Source organism: Actinacidiphila acididurans, from assembly GCF_016918855.1.
Classification (GTDB): domain Bacteria; phylum Actinomycetota; class Actinomycetes; order Streptomycetales; family Streptomycetaceae; genus Actinacidiphila; species Actinacidiphila acididurans.
The window spans coordinates 1-21,264 of the sequence record NZ_JADKYB010000034.1; the positions used below are offsets into that span (position 1 = coordinate 1).

The following is a 21,264-nucleotide window of genomic DNA, read 5'->3' on the forward strand; positions in this document are numbered from 1 at the left end:
CATGATCGGCCAGCTCTACCACTGCCTCCACAGCGGGCAGCTCTTCGACGAGCAGCATGCTTTCACCTCCCCATCAGCAGATCTGGCCGCTGCGGCTTGACTTCTTAGTCACGTGAGATGTCTTTCGTGTGCTGTCCCTGCGATGTCGTCTGCCGCTCGCCGCACGACTGGCGGTGAGGGGTTACGGGGGCGCGGTCCATGGGTTGCGCGCCACGAGTGCCAGGGCTCGTGCCGGGTGCCACTCCGAGTGCCGGCGCGGCCCGTCGTACTCACCGGCCGGACCCCGAGGGCTCACCTCCCGGAGCGCACCCGTTCCCGGTGCCGGGCCGCGGCCAGCGCGACCGCCCCGGCCACCGGGGGCACGTCCAGGACCCGCAGTGTCAGGTCGGGCCAGGTGCCGGCCAGCCGGGCCCGCAGCCGGTCCGTGAGCAGTGGCTGGGCCACCGCGACGGCGCCGGCGGCCACGACGGTGGTCCCGACCGCACCGCGCGCCCGCAAGCGGGCGACCAGCGCGGCCAAGTGGTCCGCGGCGTCGTCCACGACCGCGAGGGCGGACGGCGAGCCCGCGGCGGCGGCACGGAAGACCGCGGGTGCCGCCGGGCCCCAGACCTCGGGGGTGGGCGAGTCGTTGACGGCGCGGGCGAGCCCCGGGGCGTCGGCCACGCCGTAGTGGGCGAGCAGCGCGGACAGCAGGCCGTCATCGGGACGACCCGCGTCGTGGCCGGCCAGGGCGGCTTTCGTCGCCTCCCGGACGATCGCGGGCGCGCTGCCCTCGTCGCCGAGCACCCAGCCCCAGCCGCCGGCGAACAGGACGGTGCCCCGGGCGTCGGCGGCCACCGCGATGGACCCGGTACCGGCGATCAGGCCGATCCCGCTGTCCAGGCCGGCCGCCGGGACCAGGAGCGCGGCGTCGTTGACGACCGTAGCGGGGACCGACAGCGCCTCGACGGCCGCGGACAGCCGCCGGCAGTGCTCCTGGGTGTCGCAGCCCTGCGCGCCGACGCCGAGGGCGGCGATCGCGTCGCCCTCGGGCAGGACCGGGCCGATCCGGTGCAGCAGCCAGCGCGCGGCCTCCTCGACCGGAGCGGCGTCCCAGCCGGTGGCCGGGACCTCGGTGTCGGCGCGGATCGAGCCGTCCGGTGCCGTGACCCGGATCGCCAGCTTGGTGCCACCGATGTCGGCGCCGACGAGGACGTTCATGCCGCCGGCCCCTCGGTCACCTTGATGTCGGAGTTGTGGAACACGAATTCCTCGATGTCCACACCGCGGACCTCCGCGACCGCCTCCACCAGGATCTGTACCACCAGGATCTCCAGGACGGCGCGCTGGGCGGCCGGCAGGCGCGGCACCCGTACCGGGTGCAGCGCGGGCGCCGCGGCGGGCGGGTCCGCAGTGACCAGGATCACCGGATGCCCGGCGCCGGCCAGCGCGGCGGCCACGCCGTGTTCGCGCTCGTCGCCGAAGACGACGTGCACGCCGCCGCCGGCCGACTCCATGGCGCCGTGCAGGTACTGGCGGGTACTCATCCCGGTCGAGGGCAGGCGCGCGACCTCGCGGAACAGCAGGGCGCCGGCCTCCGCCGAGCCGACCGCGGGACCGGCGCCGACGAAGTCCGCGAAGGTGGCCGCGGCGAACAGCGGCGCGAGCGCCCGTACCTGTTCGCGCAGGTCCTTCTCGGTGGCGGCGAACAGGGAACCCAGGGCTGTCCAGCCCTCGTCGACGGCTCCGCCGTCCCAGGCGTCGGCGAGCAGGCCCAGCGCGGCCACGGTGGCGGTGTAGCCGATGGTGGAGGCGTAGCTGTCGGGGATGCTGCCCATGCCGAGCACATGGGTGGCCGTGTCGGCGATCGGCGAGGGGGCCATGTTGACCACGGCGTGCCGCAGCTCCGGCGGAACCGACCGGAGGACGGCCAGTGTCTCGGCGCTGCGGCCGCTCTGCGACACGCCGAACACCGGATGGCGGCTGCCGGGGAACGGCAGCGGGTGGTCGCCGGCCCCGAGCCGCCAGGAGTGCACGCCCCGGGCGCGCAACGACCACACCGGGGCGCACGCGGCGGCCAGGCTGGCGCCGATGCCCACGAATACCGGTCCCGGTCCGGACAGCAGGCCGGCGGACGCGAGGGAGGCGACCGAGGGGGTCATCCGGGCGATCGCTGCCTCCAGTTGCTCGGCCTGGGTGGTGCGGGCGGCCGCGAAGGGAAGGTATCCGTCGCTCATCTCTGCTCCGTTCCGTCGTGGGTGCGTGCGTTCGGGTCCCACCGCGGTGGGACCGGCGGCACCTCGGGTGCGCTGCTCGCCACTCGGACCGGTGATCCGAGCTGCGCGGACTCCTCGACGGCGAGCATGATGTCGAGTACGTGGTAAGCCAGTTCGCCGCTCGCGCGGGGGCGGCGGCCGGCGCGGATCGCACGGGCCAGCTCCAGTACGCCCACCCCGCGGCCGCTGCGGACGCCCTCGGCCGGCACGGTCGTCCAGGGGGAGTCGGGCGCGGTGCCGGTCAGCAGCCGGGTGTCGCCGTCGAAGCCGCTGACGGGGACCTCCATGACGCCGCCGCTGCCGGTGATCTCGAACAACTGGCGGCGCAGCGGGGAGTCGAAGCTGTAGACGGACGTGCCGGTGACGCCGGAGGCGAAGGTCGTCACCACGCTGAGGTGGGTCGGCACCTCGACCGGGAAGGCGGTGCCGGCGTCCGGGCCCGCCCGCACGACGCGCTCGGCGCGGGGGCTCCGGCCGGCCGCGCTGACCGAGACGACCGGCCCGAGCATCTGGACCAGGGCGGTCAGGTAGTAGGGGCCGATGTCGAACAGCGGTCCGGCGCCCTTGGCGAACAGGAACTGCGGCCGCGGGTGCCACAGATCGGGCCCGGGCCCCTGCATCAGGGTCAGGACGGTGTGCGGGGTGCCGACGGCGCCACCGGCCAGCAGTCGGTGGGCGGTCTGCACGCCGGGGCCGAGGACGGTGTCGGGCGCGTTGCCCACCACGACGCCCGCGGCGTCCGCGGCGTCCAGGACGGCGCGGGCGCCGGCCCGGTCCAGGGCCAGCGGCTTCTCGCCCCATACGTGCTTTCCGGCCGCGATGGCGGCCAGCGCCACGTCGGCGTGCGCGGCGGGCACGGTCAGGTTCACCACCAGGTCCACGTCGTCGCGGGCCAGGACCTGTTCCGTACTCCCCCACGCGGGCACGCCGTGGGTCTGCGCGCGGGCGCGGGCGCGCTCGGGCAGGAGGTCGGCCACGGCGGTGACGGCGAGGTCGGGGTAGCCGGTCAGTGCGGTCAGGTACTGGTCGCTGATGTCGCCGGCGCCGATCACCGCCACCCGGGTCGGCCCGTTCATGCGGCGGCTCCCGCGAGGAAGTAGGCGGCGTTGCGCTCCACCAGGGGCCAGACGTCGCTGTGGTGGGCGACGACCTCGACGACCGGCAGTTCCAGGGCGGGGGCCAGGGCCAGCACCTCGTCCATCCGGCCGGTGGCGTCCACGCCGCGCACGGGCCGGTCGTTGCCGGGTTCCCGGTCGTGGACCACGTGCAGGTGCCGGACCCGGTCGCCGAGCCGCGGCAGCAGGTCGAACACGTCGGCGCCGCCCACGCCGGCCCAGTAGACGTCGACCTCCAGGACGACCGCCGGGTCGAGCAGGGAGGTCAGCAGGTCGTAGACCGGGGCCCCGTCCACCTCCTGCGAGAACTCGAAGTCGTGGTTGTGGTAGCCGATCCGGATGCCGTGTGCGGCGGCGGTCGCGGCGGCGGCGTTGAGGGCGTCGGCCAGGCGTGCGACGCCGGCCCGGTCGGTGAGGCCGGCGGGGTCGGCATAGGGGGTGATGACGGTGCCGATGCCGAGCGTCCCGGCGGCGTCGACGATCTCGGCCGGGTCGTGGCGCAGCACCGAGGCGTGGGCGGTGGCCGCGCGCAGCCCGGCGTTCGCCAGTGCCGCACCGAGCCGGGCGGTGTCACCGAGGATGTCGTACGGTTCCGCGTGCGTGAAGCCCACTGCGGCCAGCCGGGTGAGGGTGCGGTCGAGGTCGTCGGGTCCGATGTCGTCGCGCACGCTGTAGAGCTGGATGCCCAGCGTCGGCGTGGTCCTCATGCGCCCGCTCCCGTCCGGTCGCCGTCGCCGTGCCCGTGCTCCTGATGGCCGCCGGCAGGTCCGTGGGGCTCGTGGTGCTCGTGGTGGCCGCCGGGGTGGCAGTGGCCGGGTGCCGGCGCCGGGATGTCCAGGGTCGGGTTGCGGTCGAAGAAGCCGTAGGGCCGCAGGGCGAAGCCGGCGGTGTCGACCGGCATGACCGGCCAGTCCTCGGGCCGGGGGAAGTGGGTGAGGCCGAAGGTGTGCCACAGCACGATGTCGGTGTCCTCCACCGGGCGGTCGGCGGCGGTCCACTGCGGCAGTCCGGCGCCGCCTTTGTGCATGTTGACCAGGTCGCCGGCCGGGTACAGCTCGTCCGGCGCGTAGGGCGTCACCCACAGGTGGCGGGTGGCGTACGTGGCCCGGCGGTGGATGTCGGAGTCGGGGTCGGCCAGCAGCACCGGCCGGCCCTCGGGGTGCAGCACGTAGCCGACGGGGGTGCCGAGCCGGTTGCGTACCGAGGGGTTGCTGACCAGCCAGGCCCGGTTGCGGGCGTTGTCGGCCAGGCGCTGCGCGCCGGACTCGGTGCGCAGCCGGGTGACGGTCTGGGTGAAGCCGGTGCCGGTGGGGTTGCGCGGCCCGCGCGGGACGAGCGCCGACTCGACCTCGTCCACGGCGTTGTCGGTTCCGTCGACCGCCATGTCCAGGCGGGCGCTGAACAGGTGCTGGTGGTAGGGGGCGCCCAGGCCCGGGGCGAGTTCGGAGGCGAAGGCGTAGCCGGGACCGGGGTAGGCGGAGGTGAAGACCACTCCGGTGGCCTTGACCTCCAGTTCTATGCTGCCGTCCAGCGAGAAGTACCAGTAGAAGCCGTAGTCGTAGTTGCCGACGGTGACGAAGAAGGACACCACCAGGCGGCGGTTGCGCCTGGACTGGGAGGAGCCGTTCCAGGCGTCGGAGTGCTTCCAGAGGATGCCGGTGTCCTCCTCGTGGACGCAGATGGCCTGGGGGACGGTCCGTACGCCGCCTTGCGCGTCGGCCAGCACCGCGTCGAGGTAGGTGATGTCGCCGACGCAGTCGCAGCCCAGTTCAAGGGAGTTGGCGAAGCCGCCGAGCAGGTACTCGCCGCAGTCGAAGAAGTTCTGGAACCAGCGCTGCGGGCTCGGGTCGCCGTAGGGGACCACCATCTCGGCGAGCGAGGCGCGGTAGAGCACCGGACGGCGTCGGCCGCCGTCGTCGATGCCGATGTCGCGCAGCACCAGGCCCTCGCGCTGGTCGAAGCAGATCTGGAGGGACCAGCCGAGCCATTCGAGCACGCCGTCGGAGTCGATGGTGAAGCTGGGGCCTTCCGGCTGGGTGATCTCGATGGGCTTGATCCCGGCCCGGGGCGGGCGGCCCACCCATGCGGGGTCGTGGTAGTTGCCGTCCTCCGGCGGCACCGGCAGCTCCGCGAGATCCAGGACCTCGAGCACCTCGCGGGTGACCACGTCCACCACGACGGTGACGCCGTCCACCGGGTGGGCCCAGCCCAGGTCGTCCGGGGTGCGCTGGAGGAAGGTGAAGCAGCGCTGGAGGCGGCGGCCCGCCTCGTCGGTGCCGGCGACGCCGGCCGACAGCGGGTTGACGCGCAGCCGGTCGATGTCGGTCAGGCCGCGTTTGCGCATCGCCGCCAGCCACCGCTCGTCGCGGTGCACCACCTCCTCCACCAGCGCGAACTCCTCCAGCACCACGGGGACATGGCCGTCGGTGGCGACATCGAGCAGGCGGGCCGAGACGACGCGGTCCTCCTCGGGGCAGACCACGGCGTCGTGCGAGCGGCCGGTGCGCAGGTCGATCAGCATCACGCGGAACCGGCGGGGTGCGATCGTGCCGGCGAGCAGTTCCCGCTTGTCCTGTTCGGCCAGTCCGAAGTAGGAGACGTGGGTGTCGGGGCCCAGCAGGCCCTCCCGGCTCAGGACGGTCCGGCAGGCGGTGATCTCGTCGGGGCGCGGGGAGGCGAGGGCGGCGGCCAGTGCGGCGCTGCCGTACGCGCCGGCCGGGGCACCGGCGGGTGCGGGTGGGGGTGTTGCGTGGGTCACGGGGGCTCCGCTTCTGCGAAGGGGACGCGCGCGAACGGGACGCGCGCGCGAAGGGCTCGTCGGAACATGGGCGGCGGGACATCCGGGCCGCGGGATGTCAGGTCATCCGCCCGCGCCCCGGATGAAGGAGGTGCGCAGCCGGTACCGGTCGCCGGCGTAGCGGATGGACGAGGAGAGCAGCGGGCGCTGCGCGCGGTCACGGACGATCTGCCGCATGTCGAGGACCGGGGTGCCCGCCGCGATGGCCAGGTGTCCGGCGAGCGCCGCGTCGGCGGGGCGCGCCTCGATGGTCGTGTCAGCCTGGGCGAGTTCGTGACCGAGGCCGGACAGGGTCTCGTAGAGCGAGCGAACGGTGAAGTCCACCTCGTCGAAGCCGACGGCGATGTCCGCCGGGACGAGGGAGTGGTCGACGGCGATCGGGACTGCGTCGAGCATCCGTACCCGCTCCAGGCGGTACAGCGGGGTGCCGGGGGCGATCTGGAACTCCTCCGCCTCGTCGAAGCTGGCCGGGGCGCATTCGCGGCGCAGGATCCGGGAGGTCGCGACCAGGCCCATCCGGCGGGCCGTCTCGGAAAAGGACTCCAGGGTGTTGGGCCACTCCTTGCGCTCCGCGGGGGCGACGTACCAGCCGCGGCCCTGGGCGGCCCGCAGCACGCCTTCCTCCACCAGGGCGGTGAGCGCCTTGCGCAGGGTGACGCGGGAGATGCCGAGCATCCGGCACAGTTCGCGTTCGGGGGGCAGCCGGGATCCCGGCTTGACCTCGCCGAGTTCGATGCGGTGCTGCAGGGCGGCCTTGGCCTGCCGCCACAGCGGCTCGGGGTAGCCGCCGGCCAGCGCGGCGGCCCCGGTGCGCCCGGCAGCGGCGTCCGGGTGCCCGCCCGGAAGCACGGCGGGCAGCGTTCCCGGGCGCGACGGCGGCGGTGCCTCGGCGACCGGGTACGGCCCGTCGGCCGGGGTCAGGTGATCGGTGCTCATGCTGCGGCCTGGACCCTCTCCCACGTGCCGGAGCGCATCGAGGCGTAGCAGGCGTCCAGCACGGTGTTCACCACCACGCCGTCCTCGAAGGTCTCCCGCGGTGTCTCGCCGCGCGCGAAGCAGTCGACGAAGTGCCGCATCTGCTGGCTGAATCCGTAGGCCCTGGCCTCCTCCGGCACGGGGTAGACCCAGCCGGTGTCGGCGTCGGCCTTTTCCACCAGGTAGCCGGCCGGGTGCTCGATGAAGCCCCACACAGGTGTCGCGGAGGTGTCCGTCACCAGCCGGCCGGCGCTGCCGACCAGTTCGTGCCGCAGTTGCATGCCGCCCTTCTCGATCCAGGACGACTCGACGGTGGCGAGCTGGCCGCCGGCGAACCGCAGCAGGGCGATGGCGGTGTCCTCGCCGGTGGTGCGGTCGGCGTGGGCGAGGGTCGCGCCCCACGCGAAGACCTCGGTGACCGGATTGTCCTTGCCGAAGAAGTGCCGGGCGGACTCCACCGTGTGGCAGCCCATGTCCAGGAGCGCGCCGCCGCCGGCGGTGTCGGTGTCCCAGAAGTGCGGGGCGTGCGGTCCGGAATGGGCCTCGCGGGCCCGCATGGTGAGCAGGTCGCCGATCGCGCCGGCGGTGACCATTTCGTGGGCCTTGGCGATGTTCGGGGAGAAGACCGAGCTCTCGGCGTATCCGTGCCAGACGCCGGCCGCCCGGACCACGTCCAGGATCGCCCGTGCCTCCGCGCCGGTGCGGGCCAGCGGCTTGGTGCACACCACGCCCTTGCCGGCCGCGGCCACCGCCCGCACCGCCGCCAGGTGCGCCTCGTTCGGCACCGCCACCACCACCAGGTCGACGGCCGGGTCGGCGCACAGCGCCGCCATGTCGTCGTAGGCGTGTGCCTCGGGTGCCCATTTCGCGGCCAGCGCGGTGGCGCGGGCGAGGTCGCGCGAACAGGTGGCGACCAGCCTTCCGTTGCGTACGTCCTGGAGCGCGTCCGCGTACGTGTCGCCGATGAACCCCGAACCGATGAGACCGACGCCGATCACGCGATCCTCTTCCCTCGTTGCCTCGGTGGCGGGTCGCTGCCCGCCCGGCCTTCCTGTGAGCCTTGCTGAGCCACGTGGTCTGCGCAGGGTATGCCGCACAGCATTCCACATGTGCTCCAATAGCATACCACTACTAGACCACTCATATGCCGAGCCCCTTCACTCCCCCACCAGGGCGTCGAAGGCGCGGGAGAGTTCCTCGTCGGCCGTCTTCAGCTCCGGGTGGGCGTCGTAGTGGGCCAGCGCCTCCCGGGCGCCCTGCGAGAAGGACACCCGCGGCGCGAAACCCGGTACCAGGGACCGCAGTTTGGAGGTGTCGAAGAGCATCGAGTGCCGGAAGTCGTGTTCCAGTACGTCCGCCCAGCCGGGCACGTGGACGGCGATGGACTCGCTGGACCGGTGTCGCAGGACCGGGTCGCGCACGCCGGCCGCGGCGGCCAGCGTCAGGTGGATCTGATCCCAGGTGAGGATGTCGCCGCTGACCACGTTGACGCTCTCGCCGATCGCGTGGTCCAGGCCGAGCAGCGGCACGAACGCCCGCGCGAAGTCAGAGACGTGGGTGAGCGACCACAGCGACGTGCCGTCGCCGTGCACCACCACCGGCCGTCCGGCGCGCATCCGGTCCACCGCCGTCCAGCCCGCGAGCACCGGGATCACCGTGCGGTCGTAGGTGTGGAACGGCCGCACGGTCGTCAGCGGGAAGCCCGAGGTGCGGTGGGCGTCCTCCAGCAGCAGTTCGCAGGCGATCTTGTCCCGCGCGTAGCCGAAGACCGGTTGCCGGCGCGGACTGGACTCGGTGATCGGCAGGTTGGGCACCGGGCGGCCGAAGACCGAGCAGGTGCTGATGAAGACGTACTGACCGGCCCGGCCGGCGAACAGCGCCGGGTGCGCGCGCACGTCGTCGGGGGTGAAGCCGACCCAGTTGACCACCGCGTCGAACTCCTCGTCGCCCATGACCCGCGCCAGCGCCTCGGGGTCGCGTACGTCGGCCCGCCACTGCCGTACGCCGCCGGCGACCGGGCGGGAGGGCTGCGAGCGGGTCACGACGGTCACCTCGGCCCCCGCGGCGACGGCGCCGGCCGCGGCCGCCGAGCCGATCATCCCGGCGCCGCCGAGGAACAGCACCCTCATGACAGCTCCTCGGCCGGCGCCGGGACGTGCGCGCCGCGGGACAGCCCGCGGCCGGTCAGGTGGCGGTAGGAGCGGCGCAGGGCCTCGAAGGTGTCGATGTGCAGCCGTTCCAGCTCCACGATGTGCCAGCGCAGGCCGGACGGCGCGGTGAGGGTGCGGTCCCAGTCGATGCGGCCCTCGCCGATCGGCACCATCACGTCGTCCTCGTAACTGACCGCGGGACCGTCCTTGACATGCACCAGGCGTGCCCGACCGCCGAGCGAGGACAGCACCTCGGCCGGGTCCGCGCCGCCCATCACCGCCCAGTACGCGTCGAGTTCGACCAGCACGCGGTCGTCCAGCAGCTCCAGCAGCAGGTCGTAGGCCCGTCGGCCGCCGAAGACCTGGGAGAACTCGGCGAAGTGGTTGTGGTAGGCGACGCGCATGCCGCGCCCGGCCGCGCGCTCCGCCGCCTCGTTGACCCGCTCGACACCGCGGCGCACCGCGTCGGGCGAGTCGAACTCCTCGCGTTCCATGCTCCACACGAGGATCCCGGCGCCCAGTTCCTCGTTGGTGTCCAGCAGCGCCTCGCCGTCCCGGCCGGCCGGGAACGGGGTGTGCGCGCTGGTCAGGGTGAGCCCGGCCGCGGAAATGGCGTCCCGGACCCGGGCCGGCCCGAAGTGCTCGACCAGGCCGTAGGTCTCGACCCCGAGGTAACCGAGGTCCGCCAGCCGGGCCAGGGTGCCCTCCAGGTCGGCCCGTGCCTGGTCCAGCACGGTGTACGTCATGACGCCGAGGCCGGCTGTCATGTCTCCTCCTCCGTCCGGGCCCGCGGGTCCGGTGTTCGTCGGGTCAGTCACGGCCGGCCGCCCACAGCAGCGCCTGCCGGACCAGGGCGCGCACCGGGGGCTCGCCCCAGGAACGCATGTCGTGGCCCAGCGCGAGGTACACCACCCGCCCGGCGCCGGCCTCGCGGGCGTACAGCACCGGGATGACGGCGCCGTCCGCCCGGTGCCGTTGCGCGAGCACCGTCACGTTGTCGTCGGCCAGCTCGAACTCGTAGTACTCGTCGAAGAGTTCGAAGTCGGACAGGCCCCGGGTGACCGGGTGGTCCGCGACGATCTCGATGGTGTGGCGGCCCTCGTGGTGGCCCGGCCCGTGCGACAGGTAGCGGTTGCCGAGCAGCTCGAACAGCGGCCGGTCGGCCGGGTCGAGGCCGTCGCCCCGCCAGCCCATGATGTTGGCGCCGTGCACCCCCACGAGCCCCTTGCCGGCCCGCACCGCGTCGGCCAGCGCCTGCTGCTGCTCGGTCGCGAAGTGCCCGCCGGCGGTGTAGAAGAGGTACACGTCCGCCTCGGCGGTCTCCGGCCGCGGGTCGACGAAGCGGCTGGTGCCCATGGCCTTGCGGGTGGCGAATCCGGCCTCGATCCCGAGCTGCTGGAAGACCCCGGCGGCGGCGAGCAGATCGTGGTGGATGTCGTCGCCGTTCACAACGACCATGGCTCTCGGTGTCGGAAGGTGGGGCATGGCTCTCCTCACGGGAACGTGACGGGCAAGTGGTGCGGGACGCGGTAAGGGTCGGCCGGCCCGGGACGGCCCGGGCGGGCTCCGGCGCCGCGGCTCAGACCGGCTTCAGCCGCAGCGCGACCACCGGGTTGGGCACCGGACTGAAGTAGGGGTCCTGCGGCGTGGGGAAGCCGGTCGCCTTCGCCGTGCTCCAGTTGCCGTAGCTGCCCCAGTAGAACATCGGTATCCAGGGCAGGTTCTCGACGAAGATCTTCTCGATGCCGTCCAGGATCTGCTGCCGCTGTGCGTCCGTGGTCGCGTTCGGGTACTCCTTGAACAGCCCCGCGGCCTCGTCGTTGCGGAACCGCTCGATGTTCTGGAACGTCGGCGTCGCCTTGCCGATCGGGTAGTACAGGTTGGGGTTGATCGTGTCGTTGTAGTACGAGAAGGCGCGCGGCGCGGAGTTGACCGGGTAGCCCATCGTGGAGTCGAAGTCGCCCTTGCCGGTGCGGGTGTTGATGTCCGACACCGTGGTGGTGTCGATGGTGAGCTTGATGCCGATGTCCTTGAGCTGGGAGACCAGCACCTGCACGCGGGAGGCGATGTCGGTGTACGCCGCCGGGAAGGTGATGGAGAACTCCAGGCGCTTGCCGCCCTTGTGGTAGTAGCCGTCGCCGCCCTTGGCGTATCCGGCGTCCACCAGGGTCTGGTGTGCCTTGGCGACGTCCTGGACGAAGTCGACGCCCTTGTACTGCGGGGCGACCGACGCGGCGTAGGCGGGCATCGGCAGCCCGGTGACGCTGGTGGCGGGCGGCGAGGCGCTGGCCGCGCCGACCTGCTTGCGGTTGACGCCGAGGCTGATCGCCTGGCGCACCGCGAGGTCGCTCAGCGGCCAGCGCTCCAGGTTGGGGATGAGCCCGTCGGTGCCGGCCAGCGGCGCCCAGTAGTTGTTGTGCTTGCTGCGGCTGAGGTAGGTCCGGTCCGCGTTCGCGATGTACGTGCCGCCCCAGTCCGCGATCCCCTGCACGAGCGCGTTGGTCATGCTCTCGTTGTCCTTGTACGCCACGAACCGCAGCGCCTTGATCTGCGCCTTCGGCTGCCAGTAGGCCTCGTTGCGGACCAGGGTGAAGCTCTGCGCGGAGAACTGGTCGAGCTTGAACGGCCCGGTGCCGACCGGGTCGGCGTCGGTGTACTTCGTCGGGTCGGCGACCTTGGACCAGATGTGCCGGGAGACGATCGGAGCCGACACCACATTGGTGAAGAACTGCTCCGAGGGCACGGGGAAGGTGAACACCACCCGGTCCGGGCCCGGCGAGGTGACCGAGGTGAAGTCGACGCCGAGCAGGTTCAGCCCGGGGTACTTCTTCAGCATGGTGTACGTGAACACCACGTCGTCGGCGGAGAAGGGCTCGCCGTCGGTCCACTTCACGCCGGACTGGAGGTCCAGGGTGAGGGTCTTGTTGCCGTTCGACCAGTTCCAGGACCGGGCCAGCCAGGGGATGTCGTGGCCGATGTTGACGGTGTTGATCTGCACCAGCGGCTCGTAGATGAAGCCGCCCGATCCCTGCGAGGTGTACGTCAGCCCCTGGGCGGTGTTGGCCAGGAACGGGTTGAAGACCTTGGTGAGGTTGTCGGACTGGGCCGCCACCGTCAGCATGCCCTTGCCGCCGGAGGCGCCGCCGGACGGCTGACAGGCGGACAGGGCGAGGGCGCCGGCGCCGGCCAGCGCGCCCGCGAGAAGACCGCGTCTCGTGATGCCGGACGCGAGGGGCGACTGCGAAGTGGTCACGTGCGTCTGCTCCTTGGGAGTGGGGACAGCGGAATGGCGTAGGTGGGGAGGGGAGGGGCCGGCGACGGCCGCCCGTCGCTGGTCAGGACGCGCCGGGAGCGGGGGCGTCGGAGGCGGTGGTCCCGGGGGCGGTGGTCCCGGGGGCGGCGCCCGGGGACGCGGCGTCCTGCGCGTAGAGCCAGCACCGGGCGGTGTGGCCGGGAGAGATCTCGAAGGGCTCCGGGGCCTGTTCGGCGCAGCGCGCCATCGCGTACGGGCAGCGCGGGTGGAACCGGCAGCCGGACGGCGGGTCGATGAGGCTGGGCGGCTGCCCGATGTCACGGACCCGTTCGGCCGTCCGGGCCGGGTCGGGCGCGGAGGAGATCAGCAACTGGGTGTAAGGGTGGGCGGCCTGCTGGGTCACCGCCTCCGACGGGCCGCTCTCCACGAGCTGTCCCGCGTACATCACCGCGGTGTCGGTGGCGAAGTAGCGGGCGGACGCGATGTCGTGGGTGACGTAGAGCATCGCGGCGTTGCGCTCCTCGGTGAGGCGGCGCAGCAGGTTCAGCACGCCCAGCCGGATGGAGACGTCGAGGCTGGAGACCGGTTCGTCGGCGAGGAAGACGTCCGGGTCGGCGGCCAGCGCCCGGGCGATCGACAACCGCTGCAACTGCCCGCCGGACAGTTCGTGCGGGTACTTCGCGGTGAACTGGCGCGGTGGCACCAGGTTGATCTGTGTGAGCAGGTCGTCGATGACGGCGTCACGGTCCTTGCCGCGGCTGCCGGGGTGGTGCAGCGCGACGGCGCGGTTGAGGGTGCCGGCGATGGTGGCCACCGGGTTGAAGGAGGCGAAGGGGTCCTGGAGGATCAACTGCACCTTGCGGACGTGCTCGCGAAAGGCCCGCCCGCGCAGCGCGTGGACGCTCTGTCCGTGCAGCCGCACCTCCCCGCCGGTGAGCGGGTAGAGCTGGGCGAGCAGCCGGGCCAGGGTGGACTTGCCGGAGCCGGACTCGCCGACCAGGGCGGTGATCCGGCCCGCGTACAGGCTCAGGGTCACGTCCTCCACGGCGTGCACCACCCGGCGGGGGGTCCCGCGCCGGGGCAGGCCGCCGCGCACCGGGAAGTGCTTGGTCACATGGACGGCCTCCAGCACGGGCCGCGGGTCCGCGGAGCCGGTTCCGGCCGCGGCTTCCGGGCGGGCGCCGCCGGCCGGCGTGGGCACCGTGGTCTCACCGCTCATCGGGTCTCACCTGTCGCCAGTTCGTTCGTGGTGGTCTCGGGCACGGAGTGCAGCAGGCAGGCCGCGAGCGTGCCGCGCGCGCCGGGCTCGCCCACCTGGAGCAGTTCGGGCACCTTCGTGGCGCAGGCGTCGAAGGCGTGCGGGCAGCGGGTGCGGAAGGCGCAGCCGCTGGGCAGCCGGCGCAGGTCGGGCGGGGAGCCGACGATGCCGGTCAGCTCCCGCTTCGGGCCGCCCAGGGTGGGGAAGGAGCCGAGCAGGCCCTGGCTGTAGGGGTGCTGCGGGTGGCGGTAGAAGTCCTCGGCCGGCGCCATCTCGACGACCTTGCCGCCGTACATCACCGCGATGGTGTCGGACAGTTCGATCAGCAGCGACAGGTCGTGGGTGATGAAGACCACCGAGAAGCCGAGCCGGTCCTTCAGCTCCATGATCTTCTCGATGATCTGGCGCTGGATGACCACGTCGAGGGCGGTGGTCGGCTCGTCCATCACGATGATCTCGGGGTCCAGGGCGAGCCCGATGGCGATCATCGCGCGCTGGCGCATCCCGCCGGACAGTTCGTGCGGGTAGGAGCTCGCGCGGTCCGCCGGGATGCCGACGATGTCGAGCAGTTCGAGCACGCGGGCGGCGCGTTCGGGCGCGGCCATCCGCGGCCGGTGGGCCACGATCACGTCCTCGATCTGGGCGCCGATCCGCAGCACGGGGTTGAGCGCGTGCATGGCCGACTGGAAGACGATCGACAGTTCCTCCCAGCGGAACTCCCGCAGTTCGGCTTCGTCCATGGCCAGCACGTCCACGCCGCGCCCGTCCGGCGCGGTGTAGCGGATCTCGCCCCGGGCGATCTCGGCCGGCGGCTTGTGCAGGCGGGTGATGGCGTAGGCGAGGGTGGACTTGCCGGAGCCGGACTCACCGGCGATGCCCAGGACCTCGCCGCGGCGCAGGGCGAAGGACACGTCGCTGACCGCCCGGGTCCGGCCGCCCTCGCTCACGTACTCCACCCGCAGGTCCCGGACCTGGAGCACCACGTCGGTGCTGTCCTGGGTGAAGGGTGCCGGGGCCGGCCGCGGGACCGGGGCGGTGCGGTGCCGCCTCCCGCGGGGACGGCCGGCCCGCACCTGGCCGCGCTGGGCCTTCTTGGTGCCGATGCCGGCCTGCCGCAGCCGCGGGTTGATGAACTCGTCGATGCCGAAGTTGACCAGGGACAGCGCCGTGCCCAGCACCGCGATGGCCAGTCCGGCCGGCACGAACCACCACCACGCACCGGTCAGCAGGGCGCTGCCGGTCTGCGCCCAGTACAGGATCGTGCCCCAGGACCACTGCGTGACGTCGGCGAGGCCGAGGAAGGCCAGGCTGGCCTGGGTGAGGATGGCCGCGGTCACGGTCCCCAGGAAGGAGGCGGCGATCACCGCGACCTGGTTGGGCAGGATGTCCTTGACGATGATCCGCCAGGTCGGCTCGCCGGTGGCGCGGGCGGCCTCCACGAAGTCGCGTTTGCGCAACGACAGGGTCTGCGCGCGCAGCACCCGCGCGCCCCAGGCCCAGCCGGTGACGGTGATGACCAGGATGATGCCGAGCGAGCCGCTGTGCGGCAGGTAGGCGGCCAGGATGATGGTCAGCGGCAGGCTGGGCAGCACCAGGAACACGTTGGCGAGCAGCGACAGCACCTCGTCGCCGATGCCGCCGACGTAGCCGGCGGTGACGCCGACCACCACCGACAGCACGGTGGTCAGCACCGCGGCGCCGATGCCGACGAACATCGAGGCCCGGGCGCCGTAGAGCATCTGCGACAGCACGTCCTGGCCGTTCTGGGTGGTGCCCAGCCAGTGAGCGGCGGACGGCCCGGCGAGCGTGGTGTCGCTGACCGCCGAGGGGTCGTACGGTGATATCCACGGCGCGATGATCGCCAGCACCACGAAGATCAGCACGATGATCACACCGCTGAGGGTCAGCGGCGAGCGCAACAGGCGCAGCCAGAGGCGGGCGGGTCCGGCGGAGGACTCGGCGGGCGCGTCGGCCTCGGCCAGGGCAGCGGCTTGCAGGGCCATGATCAGCTCTCCCTTGTCCTGGGATCGAGGAAGACGTACGCGAGGTCGGCGACCAGGTTCGCCAGCAGGACCAGCACCGTGATGAGCAGGAAGATCGCCGACATCAGCGGGTAGTCGGCCGACTGCGCGGCCTTGAACAGCACCGAGCCGATCCCGGGATAGTTGAAGACGACCTCGGTGACGATGGAGCCGCCGATGACGAAGCCCAGCGACATCGCGAAGCCCGACAGCGAGGGCAGCATCGCGTTGCGGGCCGCGTAGGTGTACATCACCCGGCGCCGGGACAGGCCCTTGGCCTCGGCGAGCCGGACGTAGTCCTCGCTGAGCGTGGTGACCATCATGTTCCGCATGCCGATCAGCCAGCCGCCGATGGAGGCCACGGTGATCGTCGCGGCCGGCAGCACCGCGTAGTTCAGCGCGCTGGTGATGAAGCCGGCGTTCAGCCCGATGTGCTGGTCCAGCGCGTAACCGCCGGACAGCGGGAACCACTTGAAGGTGATCGCGAACAGGTAGACCATGATGATCGCGAACCAGAAGTACGGGATGGACGACAGGAACGTCGTGACCGGGACCAGCGAGTCCAGCCAGCTCCCGCGCTTCCAGCCGGCCAGCATGCCCAGCGCGGTGCCGATGACGAAGCCGAGCACCGTGCAGATGGTGACCAGGATCAGGGTCCAGTACATGGACTGCCCGAGCACCGTGCTGACCTTCGACGGGTAGTACGCGTACGAGGTGCCGAAGTTTCCGGTGAACACGCTGTGCCAGTAACTGAGGTACTGCTGCCAGAGGTTCTGGTCCGACTGGCCGAACAGCACCCGCAGGGCGTGCACGGCGGACGGGCTGAGCTTGCCGTGGAACTGGTTGATCAGGTTGTCCGCCGGATTGCCCGGCATGATCCGCGGGATGAGGAAGTTGAGGCTGATGGCCGCCCACGCGGTGAGCAGGTAGAAGAAGACCTTCCGCAGGATGGTGCGCACCGGTCAGTTCCCTTCGCGGTCCGGACGGGACGCCCAGCGAGCGGCGCGGCGTACCAGCCGGCGCACCGCGGGCTCGCCCCACACCCGCATGTCGTGGCCGAACTGGAGGTAGCAGACCCGGCCCAGTCCGTACCGGCGGACGTGAACGAGCGGTTCGGCGCCGTCGCCGGTCTCGCGCCAGGCCAGCACCCGCACGTCGTCGGCGGTGCGCAGCCGGTAGTGCTCGTGGGTCACCTCGAAGGACGCGATGCCCGAGGTCAGTTCGTGGTCCGGGTCGAGCCGCACCTCGAACCGGCTCTCGTGCGGCCGCGGACCGTGCGAGAGGTAGTGGCCGCCGAGCAGCCCGGCCAGCAGCCGGTCACCTTCGTCCCACTGCTCCGGCGGGGAGGCCGGCACCGTCGTGGAATGCAGTGCGACCAGGCCGCAGCCGCCCCGCACGGCCTGCGCGAGGGCCTGGCGCTGCCCGGTGGTGAACCGGCCCAGGGCGGTGTACAGAACCACCACGTCCGCCTCGTCCGCGCCGTCCAGCGGGGCGGTGCCGAGCCCGGTCCGGGTCGCGAAGCCTTCGTCGGTCAGCGCGTCCTGCAATGCGCCCGCCGCGGTGAACAGGTCCTCGTACACATCGTCGCCGCTGATCAGGGCGAGTGCGGTGGGCCCGGCGCGCCGGGCCTCCCGGGCCCGGCGGGGCTGGATTGTCTGCATGCGGTGGCTCGATTCAGTAGGTGGAGCGCAATTCACCGGACGGGCTCCAGAAGCCCGCTGCGCGCCCGCTGGTCAGGGCGTTGTCCATCCGGTCCAGGGGCAGCGGCACCCGCCGCCGGGACCGGCTGCTCTCGTAGGTGGCGAAGATCAGCTCCGCGCCCCGCAGCCCTTGGTCGGCGTGCAGGGCGGGACGGCGGCCGGTGCGCAGCGACGCGGTCAGGTCGCGAAGGGCCTCGGCGGTGCCGGCGGTGATCGCCGGGTCCACGCCGCGGTCCCAGTGCGCGGGATCGGTGTCGAAGGGTGAGCGGTACTCCAGGTCGTCCTTGCCGAAGCGCCGCAGTACGGCTCCGGCGCCGCGGACGACGGCCCGGCCGCGAGTGCCCTGGACGATCAGCCCGAGGCCGTTCTCCGGGTTGAGCACGGGGGTGTGCGGTTCGCGGCCGGTCAGGACGGTGGCCTGCACGCCGTCAGGCCAGCCGATCCGGGTGAGCGAGGCGGTCTCGGTGAAGACGCCGTAGACGTAGCGGTTGACGGAGACGTCGATCTGGCCCATCACCCATGCCGGGGCGGCGTCCCCCCGGTGGAAGAGGATCAGGTCGACGATGTGGGTCCCCCAGTCGAAGAGGTTGGGGCAGTAGCCCTCGATCGTGACGACCTCGCCGATCTCGCCCTGCGCGATCCACTCCCGGGCCTGCCGTTGCACCGGATCGAAGCGGCGCTGGAGGTTGAAGGTCAGCACCACCCCGGCTGCCGCGGCGCCCGCGACCATCTGCCCGGCCTCGCCGTAGTTCAGCGCGATCGGCTTCTCGCAGTGCACCGCGCGGGCGCCGGCCCCGACCGCCGCCGCGACCGCCTCGGCGTGCGAGTCCGGGGGCGTGCAGACGCTGACCAGGTCCGGCCGGGTGGCCGCGAGCAGTTCGCGGACATCGCGGTGGACCGCTGGAATACCCAGTTCGGTGGCCAGGGCGCGGGCCCGGTCCGCCGCCACGTCCGCCACGCCGGCCAGCCGCACCCCGGCGGTGGCCGCGTAGCCGAGTGCGTGCACCCTGCCCTGCGAGCCGGCCCCGATGACCACCGCCGAGAACTGCGGATCGGCGTGCCGTGCGGAGTGCTCCATGAACTGCCTCCCCTCCAGGACACAGGGTGTGCCAAATGCATACCACTTGGCGACATCTTAATCCGAACGGCGATCCTGTCCAGAGGTGGAGCACAAGCTAATACGGCGGAAACATGGCCTACGATTGGCGGAGTTAACCGTCAATTGGGGCAGAACGGACGGAAGGATTCAGCCAGAAAGTACTGACCAAGGGGCTTACCACTTAGAACCAGATGGCTACACTGACCCACACCATGCAGACAGGAGGCAGCCATGAGGTTCAGCCGCGTCGTCGGCCCGCGCCGGTCCGAGGTCGTCACCGCGCAGGACCCGGTTCCGGCCGATCACCAGGTGCTGGTGGAGGTGCTCGCCTGCGGGGTGTGCACCTCCGACATCGGCCCGTGGCGCACGCACGACCCGGCCGCGGAACCGGTCCGGCTCGGGCACGAGATGGTCGGACGGGTGGCCGCGACCGGACGTCACGCCGGGCAGTGGCGGCCCGGTGACCTGGTGACCGGGCTCGGCGGCGACGGCTTCGCGACAATGGCGTTGATGGACGCCAACGCGGTGCTGCCGGTGCCGCCCGGCGTCGAGCCGGCCCTCGCCATCGGCGAGCCGGTCGCCGACCTGGAGGAGGCGCTGTCGCGCACCGGCATCCGCCCCGGCGACAAGGTGGCCGTGGTCGGCCTGGGCTTCATGGGGCTCGGCCTGGTCCAACTGGCCCGGCGGCACGCGCCGGGCCTGCTCATCGGTGTCGACCCCGACCCGGCACGGCGCGAGCGGGCCCTCGCACTGGGGTGCGACCTGGCTTTCGCCCCCGACGACGTCCCGGTGGAGTTCCGCTCCGACAGCGGCCGCGCCACCGAGGCCCGGCCCTCGATCGTGCTGGAGGCGACCGGGGTGACCCCCGGGCTGAGGACGGCCGGTTCCATGGTCCGCCCCTTCGGCACCCTCTGTGTGGTCGGCTACCACCACACCGGCGACGCGATGATGGACATGGACCTGTGGTACAAGGCCGTCACCGTCGTCAACGGCTTCTGCCCGGACCGCACCCGCCTGGTCGCCGCCATGCGCGACGCCCTCGGGCTGATCGCCGAACGCCGCTTCAGCTACGCGCCGCTGATCACCCACCGCTTCGGACTCGACCAGGTCGACGAGGCGTTCGGCGCGATGGAGGAGGCGGGACCCGGCTTCGTGAAAGGGGTCGTACTCCTCTGAACGGCGCTCCCGGCGCTCCCGGCGGTCACGGCGGTTACGGCGCTCACGGCCGGACGAACGACGTACGCAGCCGGTACCGGTCGCCGGCGTACTGGATCGTGGAGATGAACAAGGGCTCCTGCTGTGCGTTCAGGGCGACTTGGCGCATGACGAGGACAGGGTCGCCGGGCGCCAGGTCCAGGTGCTCCGCGGCCCGCTCGTCCGCCTTGGTCGCCTCGATCGTGCTGTCGGCGCGCACCGGTTCCACGCCGGCGGCCGACAGGGTGGCGTACAGCGACCGTTCGCGGAAGTCCATCGTCTCGATCCCGGGGACGAGCGCCTGGCGGAGCAGGGTCAGGTCCAGCCCTATGGGTACGCGGTCCAGCAGCCGTACCCGCTCCAGGCGGAACAGCGGGGTGCCCGGGGCGATGGCCAGTTGTTCCGCCTCGTCGATGGTGGCCGGACTGGTGTCGGCCCGCAGTACCAGCGAGTGCGGGGTCAGGCCCATGCGGCTCGCCGTCTCGCTGAAGGACTCCAGGGTGCTGGGCCACTCCTTCTTGCGCGCGGTTCGGGTGACGTACCATCCGCGCCCGTGCGACGGGCTGAGCACGCCGGCCTCGACCAGACTGCCCAGGGCCTTGCGCAGGGTCACCCGGCTGATCCCGAGCCGCTGGCACAGTTCGCGCTCGGGCGGCAGCCGGCTGCCGGGCGCGAGCACCCCGCTGTCGATCTCGCCCCGGATCACCTGAACCGCCTGGACCCACAAGGGCTCGGGATATCCGGGCAGTACGGCTCCGGAGACCTCGCGTGAGTCGTTCATGCGGTCAAGCCCCTACGGTGATGTGGGCCCGGTGCGCCCGTGGACACGCGCGGCTCACCTTAGCTTCACCGGAGATCCGCCGCCACCGGCCGCACCGCGCGGGCGCCGACGGATCGTCAGGTCGCACTGCCGCCTTGTTCTTCGGACGGGGGCTGCTGGGCGCCGGCGTCCAGGACATCCATGATCGAAAGCAGTTGCTCGCGCAACTCGGGGGTGAGCCGGCCCGCCCGCATCGAGATGGAGCGCACCTGGCGATCCGCGAGCGCCGAAGTCCAGGCCGCGGTGTCGTCCGCCGGCTCCGGCGGTTCCGGGGGAGCCTCGTTGATCAGTGCGGCGACCGAGATCGGCAGTGTCATCGGCCTGGACCGGAAGTAGCCGACGATCGCCGCCAGCACGTTCAGTGTCGGGTTGGTCTGTGAGCCGTTGCGCAGAGCCGCCAGGTAGCTCCGGGAGATCGTCACATCGTGGCTGGGATCCGCCGAGATCGCCTGGGCGACCTCGACCGTCGAGGGCTCCCGAAGGCGCCCGACGGCGTCGGCGGTCGCCGCGTCGGCGAACCAGGCGTTGAGGCGTTCCGCCAGGCTGGCCATGTCACCCCTCCCCAGCACTTCACTGACGACTCGAGTCGGCGTTCCTCGGCGTTCCCCCGGTTCCGGCGGGCCGTTC

Annotated in this window: 19 protein-coding genes and 1 pseudogene; 1 reads left to right on the forward strand and 19 read right to left on the reverse strand. The window is 72.2% G+C overall.

All coding sequences use genetic code 11. From position 1 onward, the window contains the following. Positions 1 to 291 precede the first annotated feature (291 nt). The 17 genes and pseudogenes from ITX44_RS38025 to ITX44_RS38100 all read right to left on the reverse strand — a co-directional run bounded on the left by ITX44_RS38025 (position 292) and on the right by ITX44_RS38100 (position 18,602). A complete protein-coding gene (locus tag ITX44_RS38025; protein WP_205364052.1) occupies positions 292 to 1,200 on the reverse strand; it encodes a BadF/BadG/BcrA/BcrD ATPase family protein in 909 nt (302 codons plus the stop codon). Further along, positions 1,197 to 2,216 (reverse strand): SIS domain-containing protein, encoded by a 1,020-nt coding sequence (locus ITX44_RS38030; RefSeq protein WP_205364054.1) that lies wholly within the window; start codon positions 2,214 to 2,216, stop codon positions 1,197 to 1,199. The genes ITX44_RS38025 and ITX44_RS38030 overlap by 4 nt, the downstream gene beginning before the upstream one ends. Then, positions 2,213 to 3,331 carry a Gfo/Idh/MocA family protein gene (locus ITX44_RS38035; protein WP_205364056.1) on the reverse strand — a complete coding sequence of 373 codons (1,119 nt, stop codon included), beginning with the start codon at positions 3,329 to 3,331 and terminating at the stop codon, positions 2,213 to 2,215. The genes ITX44_RS38030 and ITX44_RS38035 overlap by 4 nt, the downstream gene beginning before the upstream one ends. Continuing rightward, positions 3,328 to 4,077 carry a sugar phosphate isomerase/epimerase family protein gene (locus ITX44_RS38040; protein WP_205364058.1) on the reverse strand — a complete coding sequence of 250 codons (750 nt, stop codon included), beginning with the start codon at positions 4,075 to 4,077 and terminating at the stop codon, positions 3,328 to 3,330. Before ITX44_RS38040 ends, ITX44_RS38035 begins: the two co-directional genes overlap by 4 nt. Continuing rightward, complete coding sequence (locus ITX44_RS38045) at positions 4,074 to 6,128, reverse strand: primary-amine oxidase (RefSeq protein WP_307795673.1); 2,055 nt, start codon at positions 6,126 to 6,128, stop codon at positions 4,074 to 4,076. The genes ITX44_RS38040 and ITX44_RS38045 overlap by 4 nt, the downstream gene beginning before the upstream one ends. Before the next feature lie 102 nt (positions 6,129 to 6,230). Then, entirely contained in the window at positions 6,231 to 7,103 is an 873-nt protein-coding gene (locus tag ITX44_RS38050; RefSeq protein WP_205364060.1) for a GntR family transcriptional regulator, read from the reverse strand. After that, on the reverse strand, positions 7,100 to 8,140 hold the full coding sequence (locus ITX44_RS38055) for a Gfo/Idh/MocA family protein (RefSeq protein WP_205364061.1): 1,041 nt from the start codon (positions 8,138 to 8,140) through the stop codon (positions 7,100 to 7,102). Before ITX44_RS38055 ends, ITX44_RS38050 begins: the two co-directional genes overlap by 4 nt. Positions 8,141 to 8,299: 159 nt before the next feature. Further along, a complete protein-coding gene (locus tag ITX44_RS38060) occupies positions 8,300 to 9,271 on the reverse strand; it encodes an NAD-dependent epimerase/dehydratase family protein (protein ID WP_205364063.1) in 972 nt (323 codons plus the stop codon). Beyond that, a complete protein-coding gene (locus tag ITX44_RS38065; protein ID WP_205364065.1) occupies positions 9,268 to 10,059 on the reverse strand; it encodes a sugar phosphate isomerase/epimerase family protein in 792 nt (263 codons plus the stop codon). Before ITX44_RS38065 ends, ITX44_RS38060 begins: the two co-directional genes overlap by 4 nt. A 43-nt stretch (positions 10,060 to 10,102) precedes the next feature. After that, positions 10,103 to 10,750, reverse strand: coding sequence for a ThuA domain-containing protein (locus ITX44_RS38070; protein WP_205364066.1), 648 nt, complete (start codon positions 10,748 to 10,750; stop codon positions 10,103 to 10,105). A 121-nt stretch (positions 10,751 to 10,871) separates the two neighbouring features. After that, positions 10,872 to 12,545: an ABC transporter substrate-binding protein gene (locus ITX44_RS38075; protein WP_205364067.1), complete on the reverse strand. Its 1,674-nt coding sequence runs from the start codon at positions 12,543 to 12,545 to the stop codon at positions 10,872 to 10,874. Between the two features lie 82 nt (positions 12,546 to 12,627). After that, positions 12,628 to 13,764 carry an ABC transporter ATP-binding protein gene (locus ITX44_RS38080; RefSeq protein ID WP_205364068.1) on the reverse strand — a complete coding sequence of 379 codons (1,137 nt, stop codon included), beginning with the start codon at positions 13,762 to 13,764 and terminating at the stop codon, positions 12,628 to 12,630. Further along, positions 13,761 to 14,786, reverse strand: a complete 1,026-nt coding sequence (locus ITX44_RS41930; protein ID WP_307795679.1) for an ABC transporter ATP-binding protein — start codon at positions 14,784 to 14,786, stop codon at positions 13,761 to 13,763. The genes ITX44_RS38080 and ITX44_RS41930 overlap by 4 nt, the downstream gene beginning before the upstream one ends. 189 nt (positions 14,787 to 14,975) lie before the next feature. After that, a pseudogene (locus ITX44_RS41935) lies at positions 14,976 to 15,806 on the reverse strand (ABC transporter permease); the annotation flags it as partial. Positions 15,807 to 15,808: 2 nt separating this feature from the next. Continuing rightward, positions 15,809 to 16,783, reverse strand: coding sequence for an ABC transporter permease (locus ITX44_RS38090; RefSeq protein WP_205364070.1), 975 nt, complete (start codon positions 16,781 to 16,783; stop codon positions 15,809 to 15,811). A 3-nt stretch (positions 16,784 to 16,786) separates the two neighbouring features. Continuing rightward, positions 16,787 to 17,485, reverse strand: coding sequence for a ThuA domain-containing protein (locus ITX44_RS38095; protein WP_205364071.1), 699 nt, complete (start codon positions 17,483 to 17,485; stop codon positions 16,787 to 16,789). Between the two features lie 13 nt (positions 17,486 to 17,498). Then, entirely contained in the window at positions 17,499 to 18,602 is a 1,104-nt protein-coding gene (locus ITX44_RS38100; protein ID WP_205364073.1) for a Gfo/Idh/MocA family protein, read from the reverse strand. A gap of 252 nt (positions 18,603 to 18,854) precedes the next feature. On the opposite strand from ITX44_RS38100, the gene ITX44_RS38105 reads away from it, so the two are divergent. After that, complete coding sequence (locus tag ITX44_RS38105; protein WP_205364076.1) at positions 18,855 to 19,799, forward strand: zinc-dependent alcohol dehydrogenase; 945 nt, start codon at positions 18,855 to 18,857, stop codon at positions 19,797 to 19,799. 43 nt (positions 19,800 to 19,842) lie between these two features. Here the strand turns inward: ITX44_RS38105 and ITX44_RS38110 are convergent, their stop codons facing one another. Both ITX44_RS38110 and ITX44_RS38115 read right to left on the reverse strand, forming a co-directional pair. Next, positions 19,843 to 20,598 (reverse strand): GntR family transcriptional regulator, encoded by a 756-nt coding sequence (locus tag ITX44_RS38110; protein WP_205364078.1) that lies wholly within the window; start codon positions 20,596 to 20,598, stop codon positions 19,843 to 19,845. 116 nt (positions 20,599 to 20,714) lie between these two features. Then, positions 20,715 to 21,188 carry a hypothetical protein gene (locus tag ITX44_RS38115; protein ID WP_205364079.1) on the reverse strand — a complete coding sequence of 158 codons (474 nt, stop codon included), beginning with the start codon at positions 21,186 to 21,188 and terminating at the stop codon, positions 20,715 to 20,717. Positions 21,189 to 21,264: the final 76 nt, after the last annotated feature.